Source organism: Streptomyces sp. NPDC102274 (assembly GCF_044766385.1).
Lineage (GTDB): Bacteria > Actinomycetota > Actinomycetes > Streptomycetales > Streptomycetaceae > Streptomyces.
The window spans coordinates 44216-60090 of the sequence record NZ_JBIWLW010000032.1 but is presented as its reverse complement, the minus strand read 5'-3'; the positions used below and the strand labels follow the sequence as shown (position 1 = coordinate 60090).

4 protein-coding genes are annotated in these 15875 nt (G+C 72.4%); 2 read left to right on the top strand and 2 right to left on the bottom strand.

Annotation, left to right across the window (positions count from 1 at the left end; translation table 11 throughout):
* Positions 1–34: 34 nt before the first annotated feature.
* Both ACIRQP_RS32555 and ACIRQP_RS32550 read right to left on the bottom strand, forming a co-directional pair.
* Positions 35–9679, bottom strand: a complete 9645-nt coding sequence (locus ACIRQP_RS32555; protein WP_403896502.1) for an amino acid adenylation domain-containing protein — start codon at positions 9677–9679, stop codon at positions 35–37.
* Positions 9676–13758 (bottom strand): amino acid adenylation domain-containing protein, encoded by a 4083-nt coding sequence (locus ACIRQP_RS32550; protein ID WP_403896499.1) that lies wholly within the window; start codon positions 13756–13758, stop codon positions 9676–9678. Before ACIRQP_RS32550 ends, ACIRQP_RS32555 begins: the two co-directional genes overlap by 4 nt.
* Positions 13759–14360: 602 nt before the next feature.
* Here ACIRQP_RS32550 and ACIRQP_RS32545 point away from each other — a divergent pair.
* Complete coding sequence (locus tag ACIRQP_RS32545) at positions 14361–14831, top strand: VOC family protein (RefSeq protein WP_403896497.1); 471 nt, start codon at positions 14361–14363, stop codon at positions 14829–14831.
* Between the two features lie 219 nt (positions 14832–15050).
* A complete protein-coding gene (locus ACIRQP_RS32540) occupies positions 15051–15632 on the top strand; it encodes a superoxide dismutase family protein (RefSeq protein WP_403896495.1) in 582 nt (193 codons plus the stop codon).
* Positions 15633–15875: the final 243 nt, after the last annotated feature.

The following is a 15875-nucleotide window of genomic DNA, read 5'->3' as shown; positions in this document are numbered from 1 at the left end:
GGCGCCGAGGGGAAACGTCTCCACACCGACGGGGTCAGCGGTGCTCGGGAGCGTCGTACGAGGCCGCGTTGATCGCCTCGGCCACCGCCCGCACGTACGGCGGCCGGACGACGCCGTAGTGCGTGGTGTCGAGCCGGTGCCAGGCGGTGGGCTCAGGGAGGTACGGCCGCCACAGCGCCCGCTGTTCCTCCGGGGAGCCGAGCGACGGCATGCCCGCCACCGGCCGCTCGGCCAGCCACAGCCGGCTGGGAGTGACGGTGAGCCGTCGCACCCGGTGGTCGGCCATGCTGAGCAGATTGGCCCGGCAGCAGTGGGCGAGCCGCTCGGCATAGGCCCGCGCGTGCTCACCGGCCGACTCGTCCCCGCTGTGGCCGAGTTCGGCCGCGAACACCGCTTCGAGCTGCGTCTCGTCGTACGCCCGGAACAGCGCTCCGGCACCTGGCGGCGGTGGGTCGAGCAGATGGAGCGCCTCCACGGGACGGCCGGCCGCTTCCGCCTCCGCGGCCATCTCGGCGGCCACCCAGGCACCGAAGGACCACCCGGCCAGCCGCAGGCGCCACGTCGCCTCGGGGAAGCGGGCGAGCAGCGCGGCCCGGTACCGCCGGGCCCGTTCGGCCAGGGTCCAGGCAGGCAGTGCGGGCCGCCGCAGCGCGGGGTCGGCGATGAGGCAGACGGTCAGCCGGGGGTCGAGAGCGGACACCAGCGACCGGTACGCCTGGATGTCACCGCCGACGGGGTGCACCAGACAGAGCACCTCGCCTCCGGTGCCCTCCTGCCAGACCTCCAGCGCCACTTCCTCGGCGGCGGCTCCGACAGCTGCCCCCGTGGGAGTCGTCCGGTCGAGTCGCGTCAGGATCTCGTTGAGCGAGACCCGGTGGCTGAGCCACGACAGTTCGAGTTCGACACCGAAGTGCCGTTTGACCTCGCTGATCAGATCCAGCATCGTCAGCGAGTCCGCGCCCAGGTCGTAGAGCGGTACGTCCGGGTCGAGCTGGTCGACGCCCACCCACTCGCACAGCCGCTCGGTGAGGAGACCGGCCGCCGTGTCCGCGCCCCCGTCGCAATCCGCGACAGGTGCCGGAACGGGGTCGGCTGTTGATGCCGTTGGCTCCGCTGATGCCGCTGATGCCGCTGATGCCGCTGATGCCGCTGATGCCGCTGATGCCGCTGATGCCGCGTAGAACACGCGGGACTCGTCCAGAGCGGTCGTGGAGACGAGGAGCTGCGGCAGTTGCAGCCCGACGGCTCGCGCGAACAGCCGCTTTCCCTCGTCCACCGTCAGGCCGACCGACAGATGCGCCTGATGACGGGCGTCGGACAGGGGTGCCCGCAGCGCCATCCCGGTCTCGCGCCACACATCCCAGTTGACGGTGATCCGCGCGGTGGTCTCGGTCTCGTCCGACCGGTGATGGGCGAAGCCGTCGAGGAGCGCGTTGGCGGCGGCGTAGTCGAACTGGCCGACGCCGCCGAGCAGCGCCGACATCGACGAACAGTAGACCGCGAGCGTCGGCAGGTAACGCGCGATCAACCGCTCGGTCAGCAGGGCTCCTTGTACCTTGGCCGCCGTTGCCCGCCGCATCGCGGTGGCGTCCCGCCGTACGAGCAGTCCGCCGGCCGCCGCGCCGGCCGCGTGGACCACACTGTCGAGCCGCGCCGTCCGCCGGCCGATCCGCGACAGGATCTCCTCGGGCGCCGACGTGGCGAGGTTCGCCTCGATCAGCTCGACGTGGTCGGACCAGGGTGTCAGTTCCTCCGGGAGCCGGGGCGTTCTGGCCAGCAGCAGGACCCGGCCGTCGGTCCGCTCAAGGAGCCAGGCGGCGACGGCGGTGCCGATGCCGCCCGTGCCGCCCAGAATCAGATGGACGCTCTCCTCGGTGTGCAGCGCCACAGGGGCGATTCCGGCCGGGGACACCGGAAGCGTGATCTGCTCCCACCAGTAGCCCTGGCGCAGTGCGAGCCGGCGCGGCAGCCGGGCCCCGGGAGCGGTGTCCGCCCCGGTCTCGCTGTCTGTTCCGTCCGCGGCGTCGGCCAGCAACGCGGCCAGTCGCGGAGCCCAGTCGGCCAGGTCGGCGCCGGGGAGATCCAGCCAGTGGCCGTCGACCTGTCCCTCCTGCGGTGCCACCTCGACGGCACCGGCCAGCAGGTTCAGTTCCGGGCGCGGTACGGGGCCGTCGACCGGTCTTGCGCCGTACGACAGCCACCACGGCCGCACCTTCGGAGCCCCGGGCCCGGCGGCCACCGCCCGGACCAGCGCGGCCGGCGCGTCGAGACAGGCCTTGTGGGCGCGCGCCAGCGTGTCGGAACCGACCGGGCCCTCGACGGCCAGCGGCAGCGCGTGCAGCCAGTCGATGCCGTCCCGGCCCGCTTCCGCCAGCGTGTCGAGCAACTGGCGCAGCGACATGGGGTCGGTCGGGTCGACCTCGAAGACGTCGTCGCCCCGCCGGGCGAAGGCGTCGGCCGAGCTGACCCGTACCACACGGGCGTGGACCGCCTCGAAGGCGCGGACCGTTTCGGGCAGCGCCGGACGGTCCGTCAGTACCACCAGCAGACGGGAGGTACGCGACGTGGTTCCCGGGGCTGCCCGGCGCAGCCGTACCCAGTGGGGCTGGTGCAGCCAGTCGGCCTCCGGAAGCCGTCGCGGTCCCTCGCCGCCCGTCGTATCGACCGTATCGACCGGGCTCGCCGACCGCGCGGTACGCGCGAAGTCGTACTCGGCCAGCTCGAAGGCGGGCGGCGGGAAGTCCCACGGCGCCTGCGCGGGACCGGCGGGCCAGTCGATCCGCCGTCCGGCCCGCCAGGCGTCGGCCAGGTCCTCCGCCGACCGGCCCGCCGCCGCGAGCGGTTCCCGGGCCGGTTCTTCGGTGTCGGTGTCGGCGCGGGCGGCCGGGACCGCCGTACGCAGCCACGCCACCGCGGTCGGCGCGTCCGGGCAGACCGCCGCGATCCGCAGGCGCCGCGCCGGCCGGCCGGCCTGCATATGGCGCAGCACCTTCCCGTACGCCTCGGGACGTTCCGTCAGATAGTCGGCGATACGGGCGGCGTCCGTACGCAGAGCGGCCTCGCTGCTGCTCGACAGCATCAGGCACGGTTCCGTCGCGTCTGGCGCGTCCGTCGATTCCGTCGCGAACGAGGCGCTCCGCTCGTCCGCTTCGAGGAGCACATGGGCGTTGGTGCCACCGATCCCGAAGCTGCTGACCGCCGCCACCCGGTCCCGTCCGGCGGGCCAGGGCCGCGCCTCGGTCGGGATATGGAACGGGGTCGGGTCGGGGCCGATCTGGGGATTGAGAGCGTGGAAATCGGCCTGCGGCGGGATGAGGCCGTGATGCACGGCGAGGGTGGCACGCACCAGCCCGACCACGCCGGCGGCGGCGCCGAGATGACCTATCTGGCTCTTGACCGAGGTCAGGGCGCAGCGACCGGATTCCGCCAGGTCGAACGCCTGCCGCAGAGCGCCGACCTCGACCGGGTCGCCCAGTCGGGTGCCCGTGCCATGCGCCTCGACATAGCCCAGGTCGGCCCCGCTCCGGCCGGCGCGGCGCAGGGCGGCGCGGATCACCTCGCGCTGGCCGGAGAGTGAGGGGGCGCTGTAACTGAGCTTGTCGGAACCGTCGTTGTTGAGGGCCGAGCCGGTGATCACCGAGTACACGGTGTCTCCGTCACGTCTGGCCGACCGCAAAGGCTTGAGCACCACCACACCGACACCGCTGGCGCCGATGGTGCCGCTCGCGTCGTCGCTGAAGGCCCGGCAGTGTCCGTCCACGGAGAAGATGTGCTGCGGCCGGTAGCGGTACCCGTCGGTCAGCTCCGTGTCGACGAGCACCCCGCCGGCCAGCATCACGTCGGCGTCGCCCTGGCGCAGCAGCCCGGCGGCGAGGTGGACGGCGACCAGGGAGCTGGCGCACGCCGCCTGGGCGGTGAAGGCGGGTCCCGTCAGGCCCAGGTGGTAGGCGGCCTTCGTCGCGAGGAAGTCCTTCTCGTGGTGCAGGGCCAGCTGGAAGCCGTCGGGCAGCTGCCCGGGGCCGGCCTCGCGCAGTATGGCCTGGAAGTAGGTGTTCTCACCGGCACCGGCGATCAGCCCGACGCGCCGGGCGGAGGGGTCGGCGATTCCAGCGTGCGCCAGCGCGTCGGCGCAGCTCATCAGCAGATGGCGCTGCTGGGGGTCCATCAGCCTGGCCTCCTGCCGGCTGATACCGAAGTGGTCCGGGTCGAAGGCCAGCAGACCGTCCATCTGGCTGCGCGCCCCGACGATGCCGTCGGGGGCGTCGAAGTGCTCGATACCGCTGCCGCCCGCCCGCACCATGTCCCAGAAGGCGGACAGGTCCGGCGCGCCGGGCAGCCGTACCGCCATGCCGATGACGGCGATCGGTTCGTCGGCCGCGGTGGCTGCGGTGTCGGCTGCCGTGGCGGCCACGTGTTCGGCCACGTGTTCGGCCGTGGTGGTGCGGCTCGGATCGCGCTCCGTCGTGGACGCCTGTCCGTCGAGGAAGCGCGCCAGCGAGCGGAGCGTGACGTGCTCGAACAGGTCGGCGACGGTGAAGCGCAGACCCAGTCCGGTGGTGCAGCGCAAGTGGAAGCGCATCAGTCCCAGGCTCGACGCACCGGCGTCGAAGAAGGTCTGGTCCGGTCCGATGGCCGAGCCGGTCACCGCCTCGAACGCCTCGGCGAGCCGGGCCTCTAGGGGCGAGAGCGGGTAGGACGGAACGTCCGCGACGCCGGCCGCCGCGTCGGGACCACGGCGCAGCTCCTCGCCCGGAGCGCGCAGGGCGCCGCCGCGATCCAGCTTGCCGCTGGGGGTACGCGGCAGGGCGGCGAGCAGTCGAAAGCGGCTGATCCGTACGTGGGGCGGCAGAAGGGGTGCCAGATGGGCCGTGAGAGACCGGGCGGTAAGCGCCTGATCCGGCGCCTGATCCGGCGTCCGGCCCGGCGTCCGGCCCGGCGAACGGTCGCGGCGCTGGACGCAGGCCACCAGCTCCTCCCCGTCACGCACCACCACGGCCTGGACGATCTCCGGGTGCCGCAGCAGCGCCGCCTCGACCTCTCCCAGCTCCAGCCGGTGTCCGCTCAGCTTGATCTGATCGTCGTCGTCCCGGCCCCGGTAGTGCAGCAGGCCCTCCCGGTCGAAGCTCGCCCGGTCGCCGCTGCGGTAGAAGAGGCCGAGTCCGGGCAGCTCCACGAATCGCGCGTCGTTGAGCTCCGAGTCGCCCAGATAGCAGCGGGCGGCCATCGTTCCGCCGATCAGTAGGTCACCGGTGCGGCCCGGCGGCACGGGCTCACCCGCCTCGTCCACCACCCGCAGCACCGCGCCCGCCACCGGCCGGCCGATGGCCGGACGGTCCGGCCAGCGCGCCGGATCGCCGTCGAGGCAGAGGGCGCTCACCACATGCGTCTCGGTCGGGCCGTAATGATTGAACAGCCGCGCGCCCGGCATGCCCGCGAACCAGCGGCGGATCGCGTCGGTGCACACCAGTTGCTCGCCCGCCGTCACCACCTCCCGCAGCCGCGAGGGATACCGGCCCAGGTGTACGGCATGCTCGGCGAGGAGCTGGAGCGCCACGTAGGGCATGAAGACGCGCTCTACACCGGCGGATTCCAGCTGATCGAGGAGGGCGGGGGAGTCCTGCCGCCAGCCGCTCCGCACCAGATGCAGACACCCCCCGGTCCACAGGGTGCCGAAGATCTCCTGGAAGGACACGTCGAAGGAGAGCATGGAGAACTGCTGGGTGGCGGCGGGCGCCGCCAGACCGCCCGATTCCGCCTGCCACTGCAACAGATTGCACAGCGTGCGGTCCGACACCCGCACGCCCTTCGGGACGCCCGTGGAGCCCGAGGTGAACAATGTGTAGAGCGGACGGGCACCGTCGTGCGAAGGAGAGACAGACGGAGAAGCCGAGGGCGAGGCCAGGGGAGAGGCCGGCGGAGAGGCCAAGGAAGAGGCCGACGGAGAAGCCGACGGAGAGACCGGCGGTTCGGCCGCGCCGCCGGTGGTCGACAGGGTGACCGGGTGCCGTACGGTGCCGCCCGGATCGACGGCGTCGAACGCCGCGTCACCGCCGGGTGCGAGCAACACGCAGAGCGGCTCCACCTGCTCCAGGATCCGCCGCAGCAGCGCCGGTGGGTACGACGGGTCGAGCGGCACGATGGTCAGGTTGAGCCGGGCCAGCGCCAGAAGCGCCACCACATGCTCGACCGAGGGTTCGAGGAACAGCGCGACATGGCACGGCCCTTCGCCCCCCTCCGGCAGCGGGTGGTCCGCCCGCAGCTCGGCGGCGAGGCCCGCCGCGCAGGCGTCGAGTTCGGCGTAGCTGACGGCGGTGTCGCCGCTCATCAGGGCCGGCGCGCCGGGCGTACGCGCGACCTGCCGCGCGAACCCGTCCGCCACCGTCGTACAGGCCAGGGACACCGGTTCGGTGCGGCCGGGCTCGGGCAGAGCGCGGCGGTACGGGGCCGCCAGTTCGGCCGGGGTCGCGCTCGCCCCGTCGGCGAGCAGATCCAGAGCACGCCCGAACAGGGCGGCCATCGCCTCCACTTCGGCGGCCTCGAAGTGGTCGCCGGCGTACTCCCACAGGCAGTCGAGACCGTCCACGTGCTCCACGACGGAGAGCGTCATCGGGCACTTGGCCTCGGCCGGTGCCCACCACAGGGGCCGGGAGGAGCAGTCCGGCAGCGCCAGCGCGCCGAAGTCGGTGTTCTCCAGAACGAACAGGAAGTCGAACGGTGGCGCCCCACCGGTGCCCGTCTCGCGATCGGCCAGTACGTCGGCCAGCGCCACGTCCTGCCGGTCGAGCACCTCTCTGGCAGCGGCACCCAGGCGCAGCAGTTGGCCGCGCAACTCCTCGCGCGGTGCGACGGACAGTGGCAGCAGGACGGTGTTGGCGAACATGCCGACACTGGCCTCGAACTCCCGCACGGGCCGGTTGGCCACGGGACCGGCGACGCGCGGACGGGTCCCGCCGGTCACCCCGTACAGGCTCCACGTGAAAACCCCGAGCAGCAACTGAAAACGCGTCAGGCCCAGTTCGCCGCAGAGCCGGTCCACGGAGGCGCGGCGTACGGCGTCGAGCGAGGTGTGCAGCAGCCGCGCCCGCGAGGACGGCCGGGCACGGGTCGGCGTCGGCGATTCGTCCCGCTCGCCCGTCTCGTCCAGCCCGGCGTAGTGGGCGCGCAGTCCGGCGCGCTGGGCCAGGTAGGCGGGGCCGGCGAACCACTCGGCCTGCCAGACGGCATAGTCGAGCGGGGTGGGAGCCCCGGAGCCGGAGGGGGGTACGGGGTCCACCGCGCCCGGTGCGTCCTCGCCGCGGAGAGCATCGGCGTACCCCTCCGACAGATCCGCCAGCAGCACATTGAGCGACCAGCCGTCGACCGCGATGTGATGCAGGTGCAGCAACAGCAGCCCGCCACCGTCCCGGGGCAGCCACCTCGCGCGCAGCATCCGGGGCTCCGCCAGATCGAAGGGCCGGCCGAAGAACCGATCGGCGAAGGCCCGCCCGCCCGCGTCCTCGCCGTCCGTTCCTCCCTCACGGAGCGCGTCCGGCTCGGGGCCGGTCCACGCGTCGTCATCGGGGTCGGCCCACGGGTCGTACGGTTCGCCCACGACCTGGCGCAGCCCCTCGGGCGTCGCCTCGAAGGCTGTACGCAGCGCCGGGTGACGCGCCACCAGTCTCCACAGCGACCGTCGCAGCGCGACCGCGTCGACCGTCCCCTCCAGCCGGAAGACCTGACCCACGTGGTAGGCCCGGGACCCCGGCGTCCGCTGTTGCAGGAGCCACAGGCGCTGCTGCTCGCTGGTGGCCGGAGCCGAACGCGCCCCCGTGGGAGCGGGCGGCACCGGGTAGGGCGAGTCACCCGCGTCCCTGGCCCTGTCGATCGCCTCGGCGACCCCGGCGAGGTTCCCGTCGAGGACGGCCGCCTGGGACAGCTCACAGCCCCAGCGCTGCCGTACCTCGAAACGCAGCCGCAGGGCCTTGAGCGAGTCGCCGCCGACGGCGACCCAGCGGTCGTCGAGGCGCGCGTCCGGCACCTTCAGGATCCCGGCGGCCACGGCGAGCACCTCGCGCTGCCAGGCGGTGCCGGCCGGTTCCTCGCCGCGCGGACTCCGCCAGGGGCGGTGGCCGGCGCGCTCCAACGCGGCTTGGTCGACCTTGCCGTTGGCATTGCGGGGGAGCGCGTCCACGACATGGATGTGGTGCGGGCGCATATAGGTCGGCAGCCCGGCCGCGAGATGGCGGTCGAACTCCTCGAAGGACAGCTCCTCACCCAGCACCACATAGGCCAGCAGTTCGTTGGGTCCGTGCTCTCCGTCGCGACGGGTGCACACGTACGCCTGGCGTACGGCGGGGTGCGCGACAATCCGCCGTTCCAGTTCGCCGGGTTCGATACGGAAGCCGCGGACCTTCACCTGCCGGTCGGCGCGGCCGAGATACTCGACGAGGCCGTCCGCGTCGGCGCGTACGAGGTCGCCGGTGCGGTAGTGGAGTGTGCGGGCGCCGTCCTGCCGGGGGAGCGGGACGAAGCGGTGCGCCGTCTCCTCGGGCAGGTTGCGGTAGCCGGCCGCGAGACCTTCGCCGGCCAGCAGGAGCTCGGCCGTCTCACCGGGCGCGGCCGTACGCGTGGTGCCGGGGACCACCAGCAGCACATCGGTCCCCGGCAGCGCCCGGCCGATCGGCACCCGGTCCCCGTCGAAGTCGCGCGGGATGGGGTGGCACAGGGCGAACGTCGTCGACTCCGTCGGCCCGTAGACGTTGTGGAGCCGGGTGGCTCTCGCCGCGTTGTGGCGGTACCAGCGGCGTATCAGCCGGGCGTTGAGCTGCTCGCCGCCCACCAGGACCTGCCCGACCCCGGCGAAGCAGTCGGGCACCGCATCGACCACCGCGTTGAACAGTGCCACCGTGACGAACGCCGTGTCGATGCGTTCGCGCAGCAGAGCGGCCGCCAGCTCGTGCGGTGTCCGGACGGCCTCGTCACCGAGGATCACACAGCAGCCGCCGGTCAGCAGCGGTACCCAGACCTCGAAACTCAGCGCGTCGAACGCCGGATTGGACAGACAGGCGAAGCGCGCGCCCTCCGCCTGCCGGATATATCCGGGCCGGGCCAGGCGCAGGATGCCGGCGTCCCGTACCTCGACGCCCTTGGGACGGCCCGTCGTTCCCGAGGTGTAGAAGAGGAAGGAGACCGGTGCGCCGGTGAACGGCGGCTCGGTCTCGGCCTGTTCGTGCTCCGCCTGTTCGTGGTGGACCGCCGCGAGGAGCCCGGCCACCGGCAGCGGCTGTACGGAGTCCGGCAGCGGCTGTACGGAGTCCGGCAGGGCGTCCGGAGCGGTCGTCCCGTCGTGGATCACCGCCACACTGGCCGAGTCCGTCAGGATATGGCGACGGCGCTCCGGCGGGCTCTGCGTGTCGAGCGGTACGACCCGGGCGCCGAGCCGCAGGATGCCGAGCATGGCGCAGACCAGCTGCCAGGAGCGCGGCAGCGCGATGGCCACCGCCTGGCCGGGACGGACACCGGCGCGGCGCAACGCGTCGGCCACCACCGCGCCGGTGGCGTCGAGTTCGGCGTAGTCGAGCCGCCGGTCGCCGTCGACCAGCGCGACCGCCCCCGGGGTGCGCAGGGCCTGCTCGTGCACCCCCTGCGCCACACCGGTGGCGGGCGAGGCGGCGGGGGGGCCGGTTCCGGATCTCATCATGCCTCCCGCGCGACGGACGGACCGGCCTGCTGCCCCGCACCGCGTTGTCCGTCGCCCGGTGGGGCGGGGGCGGCGGACATCCGGGTCAGTTCGGCAGCGATCAGCTCGGCCACCCGTGGCACCTCGTCGCTCTCCAGCATGTCCCAGTGACCGCACTCCACCGGCTCGGCCAGCAGGCCACCCTCGGCCCGCCGTTGCCAGAACGCGCGCACCTCCGACCCGTCCTCGCCGTCCGCGGTGGCCTGTACGAGGACGAGCCGGGCCGCCGACGCCGGTGTCAGGTAGTCGCGGGCGGTCATCCGGTTGTGGTTGTAGATACGGAAGTACCGGTCGATCTGGTCGTCCTCGATGCCTGGGTACATCCCGTTGAACCTGACGAGCTTCTCCCGGAACTCGGACGCGTCCACCGGCTCGATCGCCGCGCGTTCCGCCGCGTCCTCCGTGCCGTGTGTGTCGAGCAGGACCACGCTCAGCCGGGTGTGTCCCGCCGACGCCAGCCGGCGTCCCATCTCATGGGCGATGAGCCCGCCGTAGGAGAGTCCGCACAGGACCAGCGACTCGTCGGGCCGTGGATCGATGAGCTTCAGATACTCCTCCGCCATGGCCTCGACGGTGGGCAGCGGTATCTCCCCGGCGTTGATGCCGGGGGACTGGATGCCCCGCACACCCACCGACCCGGGCAGCGCGGCGGCCAGCGGCAGGTAGCAGAAGGCGGTCCCGCCGGCCGGGTGGACACAGACCACCCGCTGCTCCCCGTCGCCCGCGCGGAACTCGATCAGGTTGTCGCCAGGCCGCCCGGGTGCCGCTCCCTTCCGCAGCCGCTCGGCCAGCGCCTCGATGGTCGGGTGCAGCATGAGATCGCGGATCGGCAGGGTCTCGCCGAACTCCTCCTGGACGGCGTGGGCCACCTTGATGGCGGAGATCGAGGTGCCGCCCAGATCGAAGAAGTTGTCGGTGACGCCGATGCCGGGATGGAGCAGCAGCCGCGTCCAGATCCGGTGGAGGGCCATCTCGACGTGATCGCGCGGCGCGGCCGTGTTGACCTGGGCGGGCAGCGCGGACCGGGAACTCTCCAGCAGCGCCGTACGGTCCAGCTTGCCGCTCCGGTTCAGCGGCAGGCGCGGGAGTTCGACGAAGACCGACGGGATCAGGTAGTCGGGCAGCCGCTCGGAGAGCGCCGCCCGCCACTCGTACGGGGACCGGAGCGCCGTGTCACCCCGGCCGATGCCCGCCACCAGGCGCGGCCCGCCGGGGGCGTCACGATCGGCGAGTACGGCCGCCTCCCGTACCCCGGGCAGGTCCAGCAGCGCCGCCTCCACCTCGCCCGGTTCGATACGGAAGCCCCGCAGCTTGATCTGGTCGTCGAGACGGCCCACGTACATGGCGTTGCCGTCCGGCAGCCAGCGGGCCAGATCACCCGTGCGGTACATGCGCTCTCCGGGCACGAAGGGGTCGGGGACGAACCGTTCGGCCGTCAGATCCGGACGGCGCACATAGCCACCGGCCAGACTCGCGCCCGCGATGCAGACCTCGCCCGCCACCCCGGGCGGTACCGGCCTCAGCCGCTCGTCCAGCAGATAGAGACGCGTGCCGGGGAGCGGCCGGCCGATCGGGCAGGGCCGGTCCAGCGGCCGCGGGTCGGTGTAGGCGGTGCTGTAGAGCGTGGCCTCGGTCGGCCCGTACCCGTAGCAGATACGCAGGCCGGGCAGGGCCTGCCGGATGCGGTACAGCGCCATCTCGGGAAGGGACTCCACCCCTGTCAGCAGCTGGCGCAGCGCCAGTCCCTTCAGACGGGCCTCCGGGTCCTCGTCGATCCACTTGACGTAGGACGGGGGCAGGAACGCGGTCGCGACGCGGTGTTCGCGCATCCAGCCCATCAGCGCCTCCGGATCGCCGCGCAGCTCGTCGGGGACCAGACGCAGCACGGCGCCGGTGGTGAGCGGCAGGAGGATCTCGTGCACCGACGCGTCGAAGCCGATGCTCGACCAGGCCGACGCGGCCTCGCCGGGTACGTCCCCGAACCGGGCCAGCCACTGGTCGAAGAGATGGGTGACGGAGACATGTGTCACCACCACACCCTTCGGCCGGCCGGTGGAGCCGGAGGTGTAGATGACATACGCGGGATCCGAGGGGCGGACCGTGACCCCGGGGGCGTCGTCGCGCTGCCCCTCGGCCTCGACGGCGGTCAGTGACCGCCAGTCCGCGTGCGGTGCGTCGGGGACGTCGCTCAGTACCAGTACGGGGGCGGCGTCCTCGATCATGGCGGCGAGACGCTCGGCGGGCTGGCCCGGATCGAGCGGCAGATAGGCGGCGCCCGCCGTGAGGATGCCGAGGACACCCACCACCAGCTCCGCCGACCGCCCCGCGTGCAGGCCCACCACCCGGCCCGGTCCGGCGCCACGGCTGATCAGGGCGTGGGCGAGCCGGTTGACGCGCCGCTCCAGCGTGGCGTAGTCGAGCCGTTCGCCCGCGTGGACGAGTGCGGCGGCGTCGGGGCGGGTCCGCACCTGGGTCCCGAAGCGCTCGACCAGACCGCCGGGCCAGGGGGCCGGGCCGCCGGGCCACGGGGCCGTGGACGTCCCGGTCTCCTCGGCGGTGCTCCAGTTCGCCAGCAGGTCGCGGCACTCGCGCGCGTCCATGAGGGCGACGTCCGCGACCTCCCGGCCGTCCTCCTCGGCCAGCCGCGCCAGCACGCGCGGCAGATAGCGCGCGTACCGCTCGACTGTCTCGTGGTCGAACAGGGCGGTGGCGTAGTCCAGATCACCGACGATCCGGCCGTCCTCCTCCGTCAGCGCGAGCACCAGGTCGAACTTGGCCGGCGCGTGCGGGATGCCGAGCGGCTCCACCTCGACGTGCGGCAGGTCGAGCAGGCCCCGCAGCGAGGGAACCCAGGCGAACATGGTCTGGAAGAGCGGGGTGTGGGCGGCGCTGCGCGGCGGATTGATGAGCTCCACCACGCGCTCGAAGGGCAGGTCGGCATGGTCCAGGGCGCCGCGGAGGGCGCCGTGCACCCGCTCCAGCATGTCGGCCCCCGTGGGAGATCCCGACAGATCGACCCGTACCGCGAGGGTGTTGACGAAGAAGCCCATCAGCCCGGCGACATCACCGTGCCTGCGGTTCGCCGTGGGGGCTCCGACAACGATGTCGGACTGCCCGGTCAGACGCGACAGCAGCATGGACCAGCCGGTCAGAAGGGTCGAGTACAGCGTGGTGCCGTGCCGCTGGGCGAGGGCTTCGAGAGCCGCGGTGAGATCTTCGTCGAGTGAGATCCGCACCCGGCCGCCGCGGTAGTCCTGCTCGGCGGGGCGCGGCCGGTCGGTGGGCAGTTCGAGCAGGGGCGGGGAGTCGGCCAGGGTCTCTGCCCAGTACGCGGTCTGCTCGGCGGGCTCGTCGCCGGCCATCCACTGCCGCTGCCGACGGGCATGGTCGGAGTACTGCCAGGTCAGCGTCGGTAGGGCGGGATCCTCACCGCGCAGGAACGCGGTGTAGAACAGGCCCAGTTCACGCAGCATGATGTTTCTGGACCAGCCGTCGAACACGATGTGATGCACCGTGATGAGCAGCACATGGTGGTGCGTGTCCAGCACCAGCAGCCGGCCGCGGGCCAGCGGGCCCCGGATCGGATCGAACGGAGCGGTGGATTCTTCGCGTTGCCGGGCGGCGAGCCGCGCGTCGGCGTCCGGCTGTCCGGTCAGGTCCTCCACCTCGAACGTGAAGCCGGTGTCCGGCGGATCGATCCGCTGGTACGCCTCGCCCGCCGCGGGGACGAAGCGGGTACGCAGCGCCTCGTGCCGGGCGACCAGCGCGTCCAGCGCGCGGACCAGCACCGCTTGGTCCAGCGGACCCCGCAGCGCGAAGGCCACCGGCTCGTTGTACGCCGCGTTGGCGCCGTCCATCTGCGCCAGCGCCCACAGTCGCTCCTGCGGCAGCGACAGCGGCGGAGGCGTCCCCCTCTCCGGGTGCGGGGTGTCGGCGCTCCGCGCCGGTATCGCGGGCTGCCGCGTGGTGGTGGTCGTGGCCGTGGTGGGGGAGGTGCGTATCGCCGACAAGACCAGCCCTTTCCCGTGGGGGAGGCTCATTGCGGAGGTGTGGGATCGCGGTGGGGGCGCCATCGCCCGGGAGGCCGCGGACGTCGTCGTCACGGGGCGCTGTGCTACGAGCCGGTGCGGGTTACGGGTGCCTGTGCCCGTGCCTGTGCCTGTGACTGAGAGGCCGAGTCGAGGCGACGGCGACCGTTCCCCGTACGTGTCGACCCGTACATGCCAGCCCGCACGTATCAACAGGGACGTATCAACAGGGACGGATCAACAGGGACGGATCAACAGGGCCGAGTCAGCCGGGACGAGTCAGCCGGCCGGGTGCGGAACCGGGGCGCCTCATCCGTCCACCCGCGTCCTTGCTCACCAGTTTGATCAGCATGTGCCTTCAATCACTCGCATCGCTCGTGTCACTGGCGCAACTGTCTGGATGATGATTGGACAAGTCATCGATCATGTCAATGGCGGCCGGAGGCGCGGCTGTTGAGCCCGAGTCGGCGCCACCGACAGTTCCTGCGACGCGGGCGGCGCGGATGTCCGGACCACGCGTCGGCGTCCGGTCGCCGAGTTGCCCGGGTACCGCGGTGCCAGCAGGGTGGAGGCGACTGCCCCGACTCCCCGCGGGCCGAAAGAGGGCGACATCGATGGCGAAGCGAGAGGATCTTCCTGCCCCCGCGCAGGGGCTGGTGCTGACACACTTCCTGACCGTGCGGGACGTTCATGTCTCCAGCCGCTTCTACGCGGACATCCTCGGCGGAGAGGTGGTGCTCGCGGAGAACCCGGGCATCGTGAAGGTCGCCAACAGCTGGATCATCATGAACCCCGGTGGCGGGCCGACCCCGGACAAGCCCGAGGTCGTCCTCACCGCGCCCGAGCCCGGCGACCCCGTGTCCTCGTTCCTCAATGTGCGGGTCGCCGATCTGGCCGCGTTCTACGAGCGGGCCACCGCCAAGGGCGCGCACTTCCTGACCGAGCCGCTCGACCGCAAGGCAGAGCTCCGCTGCTATCTGCGCGATCCCGACGGCTATCTGGTGGAGGTGGGGCAGGCGACCGGATTGCTGCGCGGCGTGTTCGCCGATCGGCCGCCCGCCGACGGCGGCCGGCCCCAGGCGTAGGGGGACCACATGTGGGGAGCGCATGGAGCGGAGCCCGGCGGTATAGTGCGATACCAGGACCCCGCGCGTAAACGGCACATTCCGGATGAGGGGAAGGTGCGGTCATCCGTCCCCGCGTCAGTCGGCGGTCAACCGCGACCCGTTCGGGTTCCCGCACAACCTTGGCACGCTCTTCTCCGTTGACCTGGTGATCTGAACCCGTCGAAGGAGGCCGCTCTCGTGAAGTTCCGTTCCAAAGCTTCGGCTTCAGCTGTTCTCGCCGTCACCGCGATGCTCGCGACGCCGCCCACGGTGTCATCGGCGCGTGACGGCCACCCCACGGTGAGGGCGGAGGGCCGATTCCAGCCGCCGTCCCCGTACTTTCCGCCGGACGCGGTGACGTATGACGGGACGAAGGTGCCCGCGGGCGCGCACATCACCGTGGTCGAGCGCACCGGCGCCAGGACCACCGGAGTCGAACTCGCCGTGTCCGGCCTGCTCCCGAACCGCGTGTACGGGGCGCATGTGCACACCAAGCCCTGCGGCCGCGTCCCCGAGGACGCGGGGCCGCACTACCAGCACATCAAGGATCCGCACCAGCCCTCCACCGACCCCGCCTACGCGAACGCGGCCAACGAGGTCTGGCTGGACGTCACCAGCGATGCCCGGGGGCGGGCCGTCGCCGAGTCCGCGCACGACTGGCGCTTCCGGCGGGGCGAGGCGCGTTCCGTGGTGATCCACGACCACGGCACCATGACGGGCCCCGGCGAGGCGGGGACGGCGGGGGCTCGCCTCGCCTGCCTGACCGTGCCGTTCGTCTGAGGAGTGGGCACGAGCGGCATGTCATGAGCGGGCGGAGTGATGTGCCGGTTGGGCCGACAGCCTCGCGGACATGCCGAGGCCGATGACGGTCCGGGGCGGTCATCACCCACGTTTCTCCCGCTCCGTGGCCGTCGTTGGCCGTCGTTGGCCGGATCGACGGAGGGCGGCACCCGGCCCGTACATCTTTCGATGTAGCCGCTGTTCGTCTGCGGTCATGACGTGATCGGCCGGACGCGCCGGGAC

Bases quoted from the DNA above. Each gene is read 5' to 3' on its own strand.
- ACIRQP_RS32550 (WP_403896499.1), bottom strand. From the start codon at position 13,758: ATGAGCCTCCCCCACGGGAAAGGGCTGGTCTTGTCGGCGATACGCACC.
- ACIRQP_RS32555 (WP_403896502.1), bottom strand. From the start codon at position 9,679: ATGATGAGATCCGGAACCGGCCCCCCCGCCGCCTCGCCCGCCACCGGT.
- ACIRQP_RS32545 (WP_403896497.1), top strand. From the start codon at position 14,361: ATGGCGAAGCGAGAGGATCTTCCTGCCCCCGCGCAGGGGCTGGTGCTG.